The sequence below is a fragment of the Paraburkholderia fungorum genome, from assembly GCF_902833645.1.
In the GTDB taxonomy this organism is placed as follows: Bacteria; Pseudomonadota; Gammaproteobacteria; order Burkholderiales; family Burkholderiaceae; genus Paraburkholderia; species Paraburkholderia fungorum.
On record NZ_CADFGE010000002.1, the window covers coordinates 546,509 to 560,795 of the forward strand.

Annotated in this window: 13 protein-coding genes; 8 read left to right on the top strand and 5 right to left on the bottom strand. The window is 62.1% G+C overall.

Features of this window, described 5'->3' with window-relative positions:
* Window positions 1–12 precede the first annotated feature (12 nt).
* Window positions 13–792 carry an ABC transporter permease gene (locus tag HWX91_RS09160; protein ID WP_042274072.1) on the top strand — a complete coding sequence of 260 codons (780 nt, stop codon included), beginning with the start codon at window positions 13–15 and terminating at the stop codon, window positions 790–792.
* Here the strand turns inward: HWX91_RS09160 and HWX91_RS09165 are convergent.
* Both HWX91_RS09165 and HWX91_RS09170 read right to left on the bottom strand, forming a co-directional pair.
* Window positions 783–1,937 carry a sigma-54 interaction domain-containing protein gene (locus HWX91_RS09165; protein ID WP_028194824.1) on the bottom strand — a complete coding sequence of 385 codons (1,155 nt, stop codon included), beginning with the start codon at window positions 1,935–1,937 and terminating at the stop codon, window positions 783–785. The two genes, HWX91_RS09160 and HWX91_RS09165, sit on opposite strands and share 10 nt — an antisense overlap.
* Before the next feature lie 188 nt (window positions 1,938–2,125).
* Window positions 2,126–2,806: a class II aldolase/adducin family protein gene (locus tag HWX91_RS09170; protein WP_028194825.1), complete on the bottom strand. Its 681-nt coding sequence runs from the start codon at window positions 2,804–2,806 to the stop codon at window positions 2,126–2,128.
* 368 nt (window positions 2,807–3,174) lie between these two features.
* Here HWX91_RS09170 and HWX91_RS09175 point away from each other — a divergent pair, with 368 nt between their 5' ends.
* From HWX91_RS09175 to HWX91_RS09185, 3 genes are all read left to right on the top strand, one after another.
* Window positions 3,175–4,482, top strand: a complete 1,308-nt coding sequence (locus HWX91_RS09175) for an alpha/beta fold hydrolase (RefSeq protein WP_081832950.1) — start codon at window positions 3,175–3,177, stop codon at window positions 4,480–4,482.
* Between the two features lie 125 nt (window positions 4,483–4,607).
* On the top strand, window positions 4,608–5,141 hold the full coding sequence (locus HWX91_RS09180) for a MarR family winged helix-turn-helix transcriptional regulator (protein WP_028194827.1): 534 nt from the start codon (window positions 4,608–4,610) through the stop codon (window positions 5,139–5,141).
* Entirely contained in the window at window positions 5,138–6,349 is a 1,212-nt protein-coding gene (locus HWX91_RS09185; RefSeq protein WP_028194828.1) for an MFS transporter, read from the top strand. Before HWX91_RS09180 ends, HWX91_RS09185 begins: the two co-directional genes overlap by 4 nt.
* Before the next feature lie 51 nt (window positions 6,350–6,400).
* Here the strand turns inward: HWX91_RS09185 and speB are convergent, their stop codons facing one another.
* The 3 genes from speB to HWX91_RS09200 all read right to left on the bottom strand — a co-directional run bounded on the left by speB (window position 6,401) and on the right by HWX91_RS09200 (window position 9,658).
* Window positions 6,401–7,387, bottom strand: coding sequence for an agmatinase (speB, locus tag HWX91_RS09190; RefSeq protein ID WP_028194829.1), 987 nt, complete (start codon window positions 7,385–7,387; stop codon window positions 6,401–6,403).
* 136 nt (window positions 7,388–7,523) lie between these two features.
* The gene (locus tag HWX91_RS09195; RefSeq protein ID WP_028194830.1) at window positions 7,524–9,017 is read right to left on the bottom strand and encodes an aldehyde dehydrogenase; all 1,494 of its coding nucleotides are present in this window, start codon (window positions 9,015–9,017) and stop codon (window positions 7,524–7,526) included.
* A gap of 89 nt (window positions 9,018–9,106) precedes the next feature.
* Window positions 9,107–9,658, bottom strand: coding sequence for a cupin domain-containing protein (locus HWX91_RS09200; protein ID WP_028194831.1), 552 nt, complete (start codon window positions 9,656–9,658; stop codon window positions 9,107–9,109).
* 408 nt (window positions 9,659–10,066) lie between these two features.
* Between HWX91_RS09200 and HWX91_RS41285 the strand changes: the two genes are divergently transcribed.
* The 4 genes from HWX91_RS41285 (at window position 10,067) to HWX91_RS09215 (ending at window position 14,228) form a co-directional block, all read left to right on the top strand.
* Complete coding sequence (locus tag HWX91_RS41285; RefSeq protein ID WP_171983793.1) at window positions 10,067–10,288, top strand: hypothetical protein; 222 nt, start codon at window positions 10,067–10,069, stop codon at window positions 10,286–10,288.
* Between the two features lie 304 nt (window positions 10,289–10,592).
* Window positions 10,593–11,387 carry a gamma-glutamyl-gamma-aminobutyrate hydrolase family protein gene (locus HWX91_RS09205; RefSeq protein WP_028194832.1) on the top strand — a complete coding sequence of 265 codons (795 nt, stop codon included), beginning with the start codon at window positions 10,593–10,595 and terminating at the stop codon, window positions 11,385–11,387.
* 32 nt (window positions 11,388–11,419) lie between these two features.
* Window positions 11,420–12,754 (top strand): glutamine synthetase family protein, encoded by a 1,335-nt coding sequence (locus HWX91_RS09210; protein ID WP_028194833.1) that lies wholly within the window; start codon window positions 11,420–11,422, stop codon window positions 12,752–12,754.
* A gap of 37 nt (window positions 12,755–12,791) precedes the next feature.
* Window positions 12,792–14,228: an aspartate aminotransferase family protein gene (locus tag HWX91_RS09215; RefSeq protein ID WP_028194834.1), complete on the top strand. Its 1,437-nt coding sequence runs from the start codon at window positions 12,792–12,794 to the stop codon at window positions 14,226–14,228.
* Window positions 14,229–14,287 lie beyond the last annotated feature (59 nt).

The window sequence follows — 14,287 nt, forward strand, 5'->3', positions numbered from 1 at the left end:
AAAACGCCCTCCATGATCGCCCTGCACGCTACGTCCCCGCTACGCCGACGCGCCCGCGGCTTTGTTCTGCCGCTTGTCCTACTCGGACTCTGGCAACTCGCCGCTTATCGTGATGCCGTGCATCAGTACGCGTTCGTGCCGCTCGAGCAGGTGTTCAGCGCCCTTCTCGAACTGGCCAGAAGCGGAGAACTGGTCGTCGACCTCGGCGCGAGTCTGCGTCGTACTACCTTGGGTCTTGTCACCGGTACGATCGCCGGTGTCGCGGTAGGCGCGTTGACCGCGTTGTCGCGCAGTGCCGAAAAACTGGTGCATCCGTTATTTCAGGCCCTGCGCCACGTCCCGCTGCTCGGCTTGATTCCATTGATCAGCCTCTGGTGCGGCACGGGCGAGGTCGCCAAGGTATTCATCGTCTTCCTCGCGGCTTTCTATCCGATGGTGACAAGCAGTTTCGATGGACTGCGCCGTATCGATCAGCGCTATTTCGAACTCGCGCAGTCGTACGAATTGACGCGGCGTGGCTGGCTGCGCGACGTGCTGATTCCAGGTGCGTTGCCGGACGTGTTCGCCGGCATTCTGCAAGCGGTACCGTTCGCATGGATTACGGCGACCAGCAGCGAACTGTTATTCAACGCCGGGGCTGGCGTCGGCAATCTGATGCAGACAGCGCAGGCCGGCGCGCGCGTTGACGTGCTGCTGGTATGCGTGACAGGCGTCACGGTGCTGGCGGTGGCAATGGGCATGCTGTGCGAGCGCGTCGCACAGCGTTTGCTGCGCTGGCGCGATCACGCCTGACGGCGGTCGCCGGCTTCGCTCGCGTCGGCGGAATCCGGCTCGCCGGCGTCACGCAGCTTGAGGATGCCGAGTTGCGCGAGCCGTGCCCGCACGATGTTGCGCGACAAGTCGAGCAGACGTGAGGTACGCAGCTGATTGTTCTCGGAGAATTCGAAGGCGCTGCGATAGACCGTGTCTTCGATGTGCTGCCAAAGCCTGGGCGTACCGAGTTCCAGCAGATCGACGATGGCCTCGCGCAAAGCGCCGGTGGCTTCCGCGATATCACGCGGACGGCGCGCAGGATTGGCCGCAAGCGCCGCCGTTGCCGCAGGCGCATCTGCTGCCGGTGTGTGAGGCGCCAGCGAGAGCGCGGAAAACTGCAGATCGGCGACATCGATGAAACCGCCGCTGCTCACCAGCAGCGCATGATGAATCACGTTCTCCAGCTCGCGAATATTGCCCGGCCACGAGTGTGCGTGAAGCCGTTCGAGCGCGGCATCTGTGAGCGCCGGCGGCGTGATTCGCAAGCGCCTCGCGTAGCTCTCGAGAAAGTGCTGGATCAACGGTCCGATATCGCCTGGCCGCTCACGCAATGGCAGCAGGCTCAGTTTGACGACGTTCAGGCGGTAATACAGATCCTCCCGAAAGTGCCCGGCGCGTACCGCGGCTTCGAGATTCACGTTGGTCGCCGTGACCAGACGCACGTCGATCTTGACGGTTTTGCGCGAGCCTACCGGCACCACTTCGCGCTCCTGCAATACACGCAGCAGCTTGACCTGGGCGGCAAGCGGCAAGTCTCCTACTTCGTCGAGAAACAGCGTGCCGCGGTTGGCGGATTCGAACCAGCCAGGCTGGCTGCTGATCGCGCCGGTGAACGCGCCTCGTTCGTGACCGAACAGTTCGCTCTCAATCAGCGTCTCCGAGAAGGCGCCGCAATTTACCGCCACGAACGGCCCGTCACGGCGTTCACTCAGTGAATGCACGAGCCGTGCAATCAGTTCCTTGCCTGTGCCGCTTTCGCCGGTGACAAGTACGGTGGCGTCGCTCGGCGCGACCAGATGGATACGTTCGAGCAGCACCAGCGACTTCGGGTCGTCGAATGTCAGCGCTTTCGCACGTATCGTAATGGCGTGCGACGTGGGATCGGGGAAACTGAAGACAGCCATTGATCGACCAGCAAGGAATCCAAAGGGAGCCTCGACAATATCAAGCCGATCGTGCGTTGCGAACCAATACATCGAGCTAACAGTATGACGGAACCGGCAATAACGCTGCCCGGCTGCGTCGATACGACAGCGGCGCGGTTGATCGCTGCGCGCCGCCTGTCGTCACTCGTTGCCGTTCAGGCCGGTTCTCAAGCTAGTCCGGTCATCTTCCATTGCTGTTCGAGCACGCCGGGGCCGAACTCCTTCGACCCGCCAAGCGACTCTGCGAGGGCCTGGAAGTACGCCCCCTCTTCGAGAATCAGAATGTACTGCGAGACGTCGAGGATGTTTTTACCCCAGAAGGTCGCGCCGCCGTTTGCCTCGAGAATCGCCGGAATGTTCGGATCGCGCCGGATCGTGTCGACGATGAAACGCGGTTCGCCCGGCCGCCGGTCGATATAGACCGGAATTTCGCGGGCCTTCGTATGACGCTGAGCCGGCGCATACAGAATCGGCAACGGACGATGCGCGCTAGCCCACGCCCCGAGATACGGACCATGCACGTGAATGACCACGTCGACTTCGGGCGCTTCCTGGAACACGCCTGCATAGCGCGGACCATGGCCCGACGCTTTCGGATCGCCGTGGATCACCTTGCCGTCGAACGACACCACGACCGCCTGAACCTCCTGCGATTGCGCCCACGGCGTGGGCGCCGACACGGCTACGACGAGGTCCGTGCCCGGCACACGCTGATAAGCCTGGAAGGTGTTGGTGGCAGACAAGGTGCGGGTTTCCTTGAGGACACGCGCGGCTTGCGCGAACTCGCGCCGGATGCGTTCGACGAAGGCGACCAGTTCGCCGCTTTCCAGCGTTTGTGTGACTGACATGATGGGTCCTTGGACAAGTGAGGGATCGATGCGAGCGGTAGTTAGCAGCAAGCGTGCCAATCCACGCATCTCTCACGGTCTCATATGCAGCAGCCTTTTCGCCGCGCACCGCACATGACGCCCTGTGCCCGACCGAAGTCATTGTGCTGCTGGACCAACAGCGCATCATCAACGGCTGTTGCGCACGATGCAAACGGGACCCACGCACCGCTCGCGCCGCATCGTTGCAGGTCGATGTCAGGCGGGTTCCAACGTCCACGAGCAACGATGGTTCAGAACTTGCGTTGAAAGCCGCCCGGGTCCACTGAGTTCACGCCAGTAGGCTTCGTGTGGCCCGCACTCCTCTCACCATCGTTCAAGGCATCAGCATGAAAGCAGAAAATATTCGAGCGCGGATTACACGCGCATCGGCTCGTGTCAAACCCGGCAGATGGTTTGCCGCGCCATTAGCGGCATTGCTGGTTTCAAGTCTGGTTTTCGCCGCAGGCGCAAGAGCACCGGCCCCCGATCCGCTGCAAGGCGACGGCCGCGTGTCCGCGTTCTATACGTGGGAGAACGAGATTCCCGCGCAGCCAGGCGAGTTGCTCCGCTCGGAACAACTGCCGCCCACGCTCGGCCTCGCCAATGCCGGTCAGCAATTGCGACTGCTATACAGTTCAACGGATGGCGTCGGCGGTAAAACACCGATTGCCGTATCAGGCGCGCTGTTCCTGCCCAAAGGCCAGCCGCCGCAGGGAGGATGGCCGATCGTCGCGTGGGGGCACGGCACCTTCGGTATGGCGGATATCTGCGCGCCCTCGTGGTTCGGACGCTCGTATCGCGACGTACGCTATCTGAATGCGTGGCTTCAGCAAGGCTTCGCGGTAGTGGCAACCGACTATCAAGGGCTCGGCACGCCCGGGCCCAATCCGCAACTGAACAATCGCTCGAATAGCTACACGATGCTCGATAGCGTGCGGGCGGTGTTGCACAGCGTGCCCGGACTCGCCAATCAGGTGGTGCTGGTCGGGCAATCACAGGGTGGCTCCGCGGTATTCGCCGCGGCCGGCTACGCGAGCACATACGCGCCCGAACTGAATATTCGCGGCACGGTCGCAACCGGTGTGATTTACAACGCACCGAAGCAAACCCTTGCAACGCTTACCCCGTTCAAGACGGCCTATAAGCGTGACCCCAATCGGATCGATGCAACGCTCGCGTACCAGTTCTATTCCGTGCTGTCGGCGCAACAGATCGACCCTGCGTTGAAGGCTTCCGACATCCTCACCGATTCGGCACTGCCCATTCTCGAACAGTCGCGCATAAGTTGCCTCGCGTCGCTCGAAGACGACGCTGCGCTCGCCGGGTTGAGCACCGCGAACACCGTGAAACCAGGCGCCAACGCACGCTTACAGGCATGGTGGGACGACTATCTGAAGTTTCCGACCCTGAAGATCAAGTCGCCGGTGTTCATCGGGATCGGTGCGGACGACGGTCTCGCGCCGCTGGAACTCTCGCTGGCAAAAGACGCCTGCGCGGCAGGCACCACGGTCGAGGCGCATCTGTATGCAGGCCGCGAACATAACGGCACGGTCAACACGTCGCTGGAGGATTCGCTACCTTTCGTCAGGAAGGTGCTGGCAGGCCAGCCTGTGACGCCGGTGTGCTCGCCAGTCGAGCAGCAGCCACAGTCCTGATACGGCGCCGCGCATCTTCGGCACGACTTGCGGCGACCCATTGACGGTCACAAAAAACCGCTTGCGCGTCACCTTCAATGTGTGCAACATACATATATGCACATTGCACACATTGAGGCATCCCCATGACGCAGCGCACAGAAAATCTGCTTGGCGTGCTCGCCCTGCTGGTCACGGACGAAATGAACGCGCAGCCTACCGAGCCGGCACTGGCGGGTTCCACGGCCCGCGCCATGCTCAACGCGATCGGTCAGTATCCCGATTCATCCATCGAAGTGCTGCGTGAAGCGGTCGATCTTTCGCATCCGGCCGCGGTGCGTGCAGTCGCCGGTCTGGTGGAGGCAGCGTTCGTCGAAAAGAAAACGGGTGCGGATAAGCGTTCCGTCGCGCTTGCCTTAACGGCGTCCGGCAAGCGCGAAGTCAAACGTCTGCAATCGGCACGCGACCGGATACTCCAACGGATCGTCGGGCAGTTGGACGAGCGTGAGCGCGAGGTGTTCGAAAACCTGCTGATCAAGATCCTGTGGCACGAGACCCGCGATCCTGCACACGCCATGCAACTATGCCGCCTCTGCGACGACGGCCCCTGCCTGAAAGCCGGCTGCCCCGTCGAATGCCGCGAACAGGGCCTGCCGATGCCCGCGCAGAGCAGCCTATGAGTGCCGCCGCGCCGGTACGCTGGCCGGCGATCGCGGCGCTGACCGCGGTCTCAGCGCTCTCGCAGATCGGTCAGTTCGGCATCGGCTTCATGGTGCTGCCGGTGTGGCTGGCCCATCAGGGCCTCGACGCACCGCGCGCCGGCCTGTTCTCCGCTTCGCAATGGACTGGCATGCTCGCCGGCCTGCTGATCGCGCCGTGGCTGGTGGAGCGTATCGGGGCAAAGCGCACGGTGTCACTGGGTCTCGCCGCCACGGTGCTTGCGTTCGCCACGATGAGCTCGCTGAGCTGGCCGTTATGGCTCGTACCCGGCCTGTTGACCGGCTTCGGTATCGGCTTGCGCTGGATCGCCAATGAAACGTGGCTCTACCGGCTGGTGCCGGCTGAATCGAGTGGACGTGTAGTCGGCGTGCACGAAGCGCTAATTGCCAGCGCAGGCGTCATTGGCCCGGCATTGGCGGTGTGGTGCGCGGTCGACGGACGCATTACGTTCGCGGCCGGCGCGGCCTTCACCTTCGCGGCGGCCCTGCCGCTGTGGCTAACCGCATCGGACGATGCGCGGCCGGCTGCCGGCGCAGCCCGGTCCGCGCGAAGCAGCAGGGCTGGAAAACATAGCGTTGCAAAACGCGTCCCGATTGGCCCCCTGGTCAGTCTCGGCATGGTGGTCGTCGCCGCGGGCGGCATCGGCGATGGCGCGCTCTACGGCCTCTTCCCGCTCTTTGCCGATGCTCACGGCCTCAGCACCACGCAAACGGCCACGCTCCTCACGTTATTCGGTATCGGCGGCATGGCGCTGCAATTTCCAGTCGGCTGGTTCGCCGATCGCGCGGGTCTGGCTGCCACGGTGATCGTCTGCGCCGCGCTCAGCACGCTGGCGATCTTCGGTTTCGCGCTCGCCGCGCCCGCCTCGTGGCTCGCGGACGCGAGCGCATTGCTGCTCGGCGGCATGAACAGCGCGTACATCACGCTCGGCATGATTGCCGCGGCCTGCAGCGACAAAGCCGCGCTCACGCGCAACATGCGGCTGGTGTCGATCACCTTCACCGCGAGTTCGATCGTGGGGCCGCTTATCGCCGGTTTCGCCATGAAAGCGCGCGGCAGCGATATGCTGATGTGGCAACTGGCGATCATGAGTGGCACACTCGTCGCCTATACGCTCGGCTTGCGCGAAGGCAGGCGTCAACCCGATCGATCGTCGTCGATGGGCTGAGCCTGCACTGCGCCGGTTCCGTTTCAAACCTCTTCAGTTCAACTGAAGTGCCTAACGTTCAGTTGCCTGTTCAACCACGTGTTCAGCCACTTTCCGCTGCCGCCAAAGACACAACAGATCGCAGGCAATATGCGCGGCGGCGATCGCCGTGATCTCGCTCTGGTCGTAAGCGGGCGCCACTTCCACCACATCCGCGCCCACCAGATTCAACGCGCCGAGCCCGCGCACAATGGCCAACCCCTGTGCCGACGACAAACCGCCCGCCACCGGCGTACCCGTGCCTGGCGCGAAGGCCGGATCGAGACAGTCGATATCGAAGGTCAGATACGCGGGCCGCTCGCCGACAATCGACGTGATCCGCTCCACCGCCGCGCGCGTGCCGTGTTCGTGGACCCACGCGGCGTCGAGGATATTGATCCCCATGAAGTCGTCGTTCCATGTGCGAATGCCGACCTGCACCGAGGTCTTCGGATCGATCAGGCCGTCTTTCACCGCCTTGTAGAACATCGAGCCGTGATTCAGGCTGTCCGGGCTGTCGTCGGCCCAGGTATCGCAGTGAGCGTCGAAATGGATCAATGAAAGCGGCTTGCCGTACTTCTCCGCATGCGCGATCAGCAGCGGATAAGTAATGTAGTGATCGCCGCCGAGCGTCAGCATCTTCGCGTTCGAACGCAGGATCGTCCGCGCATGCTCGACGATCGATTCCTTGATCGTCATGGGATTGTGCGCGTCGAACCAGCAATCGCCGTAATCCGTCACGGCGAGATCGTCGAACGGATTGAAACCCCACGGATACGGATGCAACTCTGACAACTGCACGCTCGCCGCGCGCACTGCCGCCGGGCCGAGACGCGCGCCCGAGCGGAACGTGGTAGCCAGATCGAGCGGCACGCCGGAGACCACGACGTCGACGCCGTCGAGTTCGCGAGTGTACTTGCGGCGCATGAACGACAACACACCCGCATAGGTGTTCTCGATCGACGAGCCATAAAGCGACGCACGACGGATCGCACCGTCGCCGTAGATGAGTTCAGTCATGGATGACCTGATACCTGATAAACATGCCGGCGTTGCACACGGGGCTTCCTGGTGATGTGTGCAACGTCCGGCCCCGGATTCATTGGGAACGTGGCGGCTGCATTCCTGCAAGCCGCCGCGCTGGCTTGCGAATCCTTTAGCGCAGCCGAACGAGCGTGGACTTCAGCTCGGTGTACTTCTCCAGCGCGTGCAACGACTTGTCGCGTCCGTTGCCCGATTGCTTGTAGCCGCCGAACGGGAAGTTCATATCCCCACCTTCGTCATAGCAGTTGACCCATACCGTGCCGGCACGCAGCTTGCGCGACACTTCATGCGCGGTGGTGAGGTTCGAGGTCCACAATGCGGCGGCAAGACCATACTCGCTATCGTTAGCGATCCTGATCGCCTCTTCGACCGTGTCGAACGTGATCACCGACAACACCGGCCCGAAGATTTCCTCGCGCGCAACTTTGGCCCCGGCAGCCGGAATCTCGAAGATGGTCGGTTCGATATAGAAACCGCCGGTCTCCTGCCTGACCCGCGATCCACCCAGCAACAGCTTTGCTTCGGCACGGCCCGCTTCGATATAGCCGAGCACGCGTTCGAGCTGCACGTTGTCGACGATCGCGCCCATCGAGGTTTGCGGATCGAGCGGGTTGCCCGGTGTATAGCTACGCGCGGCGGCGATCAGCTTGTCGAGGAACACCTCCTTGATGTCGCGATGGACGAGCAGGCGGGAACCGGCGGTGCACATTTCGCCCATGTTGTAGAAGATCGCACCGGCCGCCGCATTCGCCGCGCGATCGAGGTCGGGGCAATCGGGCATCACGATGTTCGGCGACTTGCCGCCGAGTTCGAGCCAGACGCGCTTCAGATTCGACTGGCCGGCGTACTGCATGATCAGCTTGCCTACGTTGGTCGAGCCGGTGAAGGCGAGACAGTCCACGTCCTGATGCAGTGCCAGCAGCTTGCCAGGCTCACCCGCGCCCGGCACCACGTTGAACACACCGGCGGGAATACCGGCGTCCAGCGCGAGCTGGGCGAGGCGAATCGCGGTGAGCGGCGATTTCTCCGAAGGCTTGAGCACGACGCTGTTGCCCGCGGCGAGCGCCGGGCCGAACTTCCAGGAAGCCATCAGGATTGGAAAATTCCACGGCACCACCGCGGCAACCACGCCGATCGGCTCGCGTGTGACGAGACCCACCAGGTGATGATCGGCCGGCGCGACTTCGCCGCCGACCTTGTCGATTGCTTCGGCAAACCACTCGACGCAGTACGCCGCACCTGGCACGTCCACCGTGGTCGTGTCGGCAATCGGCTTGCCTGCGTCCAGCGTTTCGAGCAGCGCGAGTTCATCCATGTGTTCGCGGATCGACGCCGCCCAGCGCAACAGAATCGCCTTGCGCTTGCGTGGATTGAGGTCCGACCACACGCCGGCATCAAACGCGCGGCGCGCGGCCGCCACGGCGGCGTCGACATCCGCCGCGCCACTGTCGGCGACTTTGGCAAGCAGCCTGCCGTCGATCGGGCTCAGGCAGTCGAACGTACGGCCGCCCGCGGCAGCACGGTATTCGCCGTCGATAAACGCACGGCCTTCAATAGAAAGCGTAGCGGCTTTGTCTTGCCAGAAGGCGAGAGATTTCTTGTCCATCAGGATGCCTCAATGTTATGCGCTCGACGCACGCCGGCATCGACCTCAGGCGGCTTGGAACTGCGTCGCGGCGCGTTGGCGCGGAGTCTTTAGAACGTGGGCGGCGAGTTGGCCGACACGATCTCGCAGAGATGCTCCGCGCTGGGATTGCGAAAACGATGCGGCAGGCGGCTTTCGAAGTAATAGCTGTCACCAGGGTCGAGCAGCCACGTGACGCCGTCCACCGTCAGTTCGATCTGACCGCTGACCACCACTCCGCCCTCATGCCCCTCGTGCTCCAGCATTTCCGGCCCCGTATCCGACAGCGGTTGATAGACCTCGCGCAGAATGCCCATGTTGCGGTCTTTCACACTGGAGCCCGCGAGATAGAACTCGATCGACTCATTGCCGAGATTTGGCATGTCGGCGCGGCGCGATACAACCGAACGCTCCGCCTCGACTTCAAAGGTGAAGAACTCGGCGAGACTCATCGGTATGCATTCGAGCAGTTTCTTCAACGACCCGACCGACGGACTCACGCGGTTCTGTTCAATCAGCGAAATCGTGCCATTGGTCACCCCCGCCCGTTTTGCCAGTTCACGCTGAGACAGGCCATTCTTCTTACGGATGTATTGCAGACGGGTTGCTACTTCAATAGACATCGCTGAATTCTCTGACATGGAAGACGATCGGAACCCGTGGACTCGGGCAACAGTTGCCCGCGAGTGTTGAATATTCTAATCACTTTAATCTTCGCGCCGCTGGGGAAAACCCCTGAAAGGCTTCCGAAATATAGTAGCCGCAACGAATGTTCCCATGCCTGCGTGTTCTTATGACACCCCCGGGAAAGCCCTGATAAATCTTTTATAAAAATGATTTGACGGCATTATTGGCTCGTATACGATGGTTCACAGGCGGTCGTCATGCCGGTGTCACGAGATACGAGAATGTGTTTTGTGGCGCAGCGAAGCAGTTTCGCAACCGGTAGCTCCGACCATCCCAGCGTCCTGTTTCTTTAAACGCCCCGAGCGTTTTTGAGCAAGTCGTTCAATAGACATTAGAGTGTAATCGTGAGAGTCCGAGGCCCTTTGGTGAGATGGAATCGAAGTCAGGCGAGTTGTCCTCGCGCTGACGGCGCCATCGCCGACGGCAGCAACGGCAGCCTTGCGTTCCGCCGCTTCCTGTCCGTCTTCACAATCCTGTCCCGTCGTTCAGTACGACGTCACAACTCCATCTCCGCGCGCGCCTTCATTGCTGTGCGCACGGACGAAGTCGCCTCGCTGCTGCCGTAGCGCCTCCCCCTTTTTCGCCGTTCGATTCATCCGTTTGCGTGAACGCGCTCTATCGAGCCGTGCGTTCGTGCCTGTGCGGTGCTGTCTGCCGCCTATGCATTTCACGCGGATCAGAGACGTTGCGCGCCGCAGCGGAGCGAATCGAACGGCCAGCCTGATTACCACGCGCGGCGCGTTCAGTTGACGAAAGCCGCCCGCACTGCCCCGGTGGCCTGACGCCTCGCGTCCGGCTGCGGAATCGTGCCGCGCTGTGTTTAACGTTGTTCATGCCGCGTTCCGCGGGGAACACACACGTCTATCAGTTATGCGAAACAAACCCCTGGTCGGCATCAGCGCCGACAGAACGATGATGGGAGTTCACCCATCGCACGTCACCGGCGAAAAGTACATCGCCGCGATCGTGGACGGCTCACAGGCGCTGGCCATGCTGGTGCCGGCGCTCGGCGAGCGTCAGTCCACCGCGGACATTCTGGACGCTGTCGACGGGCTGCTGTTCACCGGCAGCTATTCGAATGTCGAGCCGCACCGCTACGGCGGCCAACCCAGCGCGCCCGGCACGTTGCACGACGCCGCACGCGATGCGACGACGCTGCCGCTGCTGCGCGCGGCGATCGCCGCGGGTGTACCGGTGCTGGCGGTATGCCGGGGCTTCCAGGAAATGAACGTGGTGTTCGGCGGAACGTTGCATCAAAGCGTTCACGCGGTGGCCGGCTTGAACGACCATCGCGAGAACAAGGAAGACGACCTCGACGTGCAATACGCACCGTCGCATTCGATCACGCTGACGCAGGGCGGCTTGTTGCAGCGCCTCGCGGGCGGCACGAGTGAAGCGCGTGTGAATTCATTGCACGGTCAGGGCGTCGAGCGGCTGGGCGTGGGATTGGTGGCCGAAGCCACCGCCCCTGATGGATTGATCGAAGCGGTGAGTGTGAAAGATGCGCGTGCCTTCGCGCTGGGTGTGCAGTGGCACCCGGAATGGAAGCATGCCAACGACGCGCTTTCCACCGCGATCTTCCGCGCCTTCGGCGACGCCTGCCGCGATCGAATGCGCACCAAGGCCGGCTATGGCGCGGCATCCGCCGCTGCCACGCATGCCTGAGCCGGTCGCGCACCAAAACTGAGAGAATAACCATGCATGAAATCGACGACTTCCTGAAACAGAACCGCGTCACCGAAATCGAAGCGATCATTCCGGATATGGCCGGGATCGCACGCGGCAAGATCATTCCGCGCAGCAAGTTCGAATCCGGCGAGTCCATGCGCTTGCCGCAGGCGGTGATGATCCAGACCGTCACGGGGGACTATCCGGAAGACGGCACGCTCACCGGCGTCACCGACCCGGACATGGTGTGCGTGCCCGACCCCAGCACCATCCGCATGATTCCGTGGGCCGTCGATCCGACCGCCCAGGTGATCCACGACTGCGTTCATTTCGACGGCACGCCGGTCGCCATCTCGCCGCGCCGCGTGCTGCGCCGTGTGCTCGAACTCTACAAGGCCAAAGGCTGGAAGCCGGTTATCGCGCCCGAACTCGAGTTCTACCTGGTCGATATGAACAAGGACCCGGATCTGCCGCTGCAACCGCCGATCGGCCGTACCGGCCGTCCGGAGACCGGACGCCAGGCGTACTCGATCGAAGCGGTCAACGAATTCGATCCGCTCTTCGAAGACATCTACGAGTACTGCGAAGTACAGGAACTGGAAGTCGACACGCTGATTCACGAAGTCGGCGCCGCGCAGATGGAAATCAACTTCATGCACGGCGATCCGCTGAAACTCGCCGACAGCGTGTTCCTGTTCAAGCGCACGGTGCGTGAAGCCGCGCTGCGCCACAAGATGTACGCGACCTTCATGGCCAAGCCGATGGAAGGCGAACCGGGCTCGGCCATGCACATGCACCAGAGCCTCGTAGACGAAGAAACCGGCCACAACCTGTTCACCGGTCCGGACGGCAAGCCCACCTCGTTGTTTACGAGCTATATCGCGGGTCTGCAGAAATACACCCCGGCGCTGATGCCGATCTTCGCGCCGTACATCAACTCGTACCGCCGCCTGTCGCGCTTCATGGCCGCGCCGATCAACGTGGCATGGGGTTACGACAACCGCACCGTGGGTTTCCGGATTCCGCATTCGGGGCCGGCCGCGCGCCGCATCGAGAACCGCATTCCTGGCGTCGACTGCAATCCGTATCTGGCGATTGCCGCAACGCTGGCCGCCGGCTATCTCGGCATGACGCAAAAGCTCGAAGCCACCGAACCGCTGCTCAGCGACGGTTACGAGCTGCCGTACCAGTTGCCGCGCAACCTCGAAGAGGGTCTGACGTTGATGGGCGCCTGCGAACCGATCGCCGAAGTGCTGGGTGAAAAATTCGTCAAGGCCTACCTGGCACTGAAAGAAACCGAATACGAAGCGTTCTTCCGCGTGATCAGTTCGTGGGAACGCCGACATTTGCTGTTGCACGTTTAAGACGTCAGCCGCAAACGCATAAAAACCTGGAGGCAGTATGAGCTACAGAACAGAAGAAGTCGCTTACGTGCAACCCGCGGCGCTCCCCGCCGCGAGCGCACAAGCCGCGCAACGCAGCACCGCTGAATACCGCGCGCTCGACGCGGCCCATCACATCCATCCGTTTTCGGATATGGGTTCGCTCAATCGCGCCGGCAGCCGCGTGATCGTCAAGGCGCAAGGCGTGTACCTGTGGGATTCGGAAGGCAACAAGATCATCGACGGCATGGCCGGGTTGTGGTGCGTGAACGTCGGTTATGGCCGCAAGGAACTGGCCGACGCCGCGTACCGGCAAATGCAGGAACTGCCCTTCTACAACACCTTCTTCAAGACGACGCACCCGCCGGTCATCGAACTCTCGGCCTTGCTCGCGGAGCTGACGCCGGAACCGTTCAATCACTTCTTCTATTGCAACAGCGGTTCGGAAGGCAACGACACCGTGCTGCGCATCGTTCACCAATACTGGGCAACGCAAGGCAAGCAGTCGAAGAAGGTCGTCATTTCACGCAAGAACGGTTATCACGGTTCGACGATCGCCGGCGGCACGCTGGGCGGCATGGGTTATATGCATGAACAGATGCCCTCGAAAGTCGAGAACATCGTTCATATCGACCAGCCGTATTTCTTCGGCGAAGCAGAAGGCAATCTGACGCCGGAAGAATTCGCGCTGGCCCGTGCGCAACAACTCGAAGCGAAGATTCTCGAAATCGGCGCGGACAACGTAGCCGCCTTTATCGGTGAGCCTTTCCAGGGAGCCGGCGGCGTGATCTTCCCGGCCGCGACGTACTGGCCGGAAATCCAGCGCATCTGCCGCAAGTACGACATCCTGCTGGTTGCCGACGAAGTCATCGGCGGCTTCGGCCGCACCGGCGAATGGTTCGCGCATCAGCACTTCGGCTTCGAGCCGGATCTGATCACGCTGGCCAAGGGCCTGACGAGCGGCTATGTACCGATGGGCGCGGTCGGTCTGCATGATCGCGTGGCCAAGGCGATCATCGAGCACGGCGACTTCAATCACGGCCTCACCTATTCCGGCCATCCGGTGGCCGCCGCCGTGGCACTCGCCAATCTGAAACTGCTGCGCGACGAGAAAATCGTCGAACGCGTCAAGACCGACACGGGTCCGTACTTCCAGAAGAAGCTGCGCGACACCTTCGCCAATCACCCGATCGTTGGCGAAATCTCCGGCGCGGGTCTGGTGGCCGGTCTGCAACTCGCGGCAGACCCGAAAACGCGCAAGCGTTTCGCCAATGGCGGTGACGTCGGCACGATCTGCCGCGACTTCTGCTTCAACGGCAACCTCATCATGCGCGCTACCGGCGACCGGATGCTGCTGTCGCCACCGCTCGTGATCAATAAGCTGGAAATCGACGAGATCGTTTCGAAGGCCAAAAAAGCCATCGACGCGACCGCACAACAACTCGGAATTTCGTAACGGCAGTTCGTTCCGGCATGCGTGCACCCACGATACACGCTCATGCCGGTTCTTCACAT

Coding starts and splice junctions, on each gene's coding strand:
- HWX91_RS09195 (WP_028194830.1), bottom strand. CDS start 9,017: ATGGACAAGAAATCTCTCGCCTTCTGGCAAGACAAAGCCGCTACGCTT.
- HWX91_RS09175 (WP_081832950.1), top strand. CDS start 3,175: ATGAAAGCAGAAAATATTCGAGCGCGGATTACACGCGCATCGGCTCGT.
- HWX91_RS09165 (WP_028194824.1), bottom strand. CDS start 1,937: ATGGCTGTCTTCAGTTTCCCCGATCCCACGTCGCACGCCATTACGATA.
- speB (WP_028194829.1), bottom strand. CDS start 7,387: ATGACTGAACTCATCTACGGCGACGGTGCGATCCGTCGTGCGTCGCTT.
- HWX91_RS09180 (WP_028194827.1), top strand. CDS start 4,608: ATGACGCAGCGCACAGAAAATCTGCTTGGCGTGCTCGCCCTGCTGGTC.
- HWX91_RS09205 (WP_028194832.1), top strand. CDS start 10,593: ATGCGAAACAAACCCCTGGTCGGCATCAGCGCCGACAGAACGATGATG.
- HWX91_RS09185 (WP_028194828.1), top strand. CDS start 5,138: ATGAGTGCCGCCGCGCCGGTACGCTGGCCGGCGATCGCGGCGCTGACC.
- HWX91_RS09200 (WP_028194831.1), bottom strand. CDS start 9,658: ATGTCTATTGAAGTAGCAACCCGTCTGCAATACATCCGTAAGAAGAAT.
- HWX91_RS09160 (WP_042274072.1), top strand. CDS start 13: ATGATCGCCCTGCACGCTACGTCCCCGCTACGCCGACGCGCCCGCGGC.
- HWX91_RS09170 (WP_028194825.1), bottom strand. CDS start 2,806: ATGTCAGTCACACAAACGCTGGAAAGCGGCGAACTGGTCGCCTTCGTC.
- HWX91_RS09210 (WP_028194833.1), top strand. CDS start 11,420: ATGCATGAAATCGACGACTTCCTGAAACAGAACCGCGTCACCGAAATC.
- HWX91_RS09215 (WP_028194834.1), top strand. CDS start 12,792: ATGAGCTACAGAACAGAAGAAGTCGCTTACGTGCAACCCGCGGCGCTC.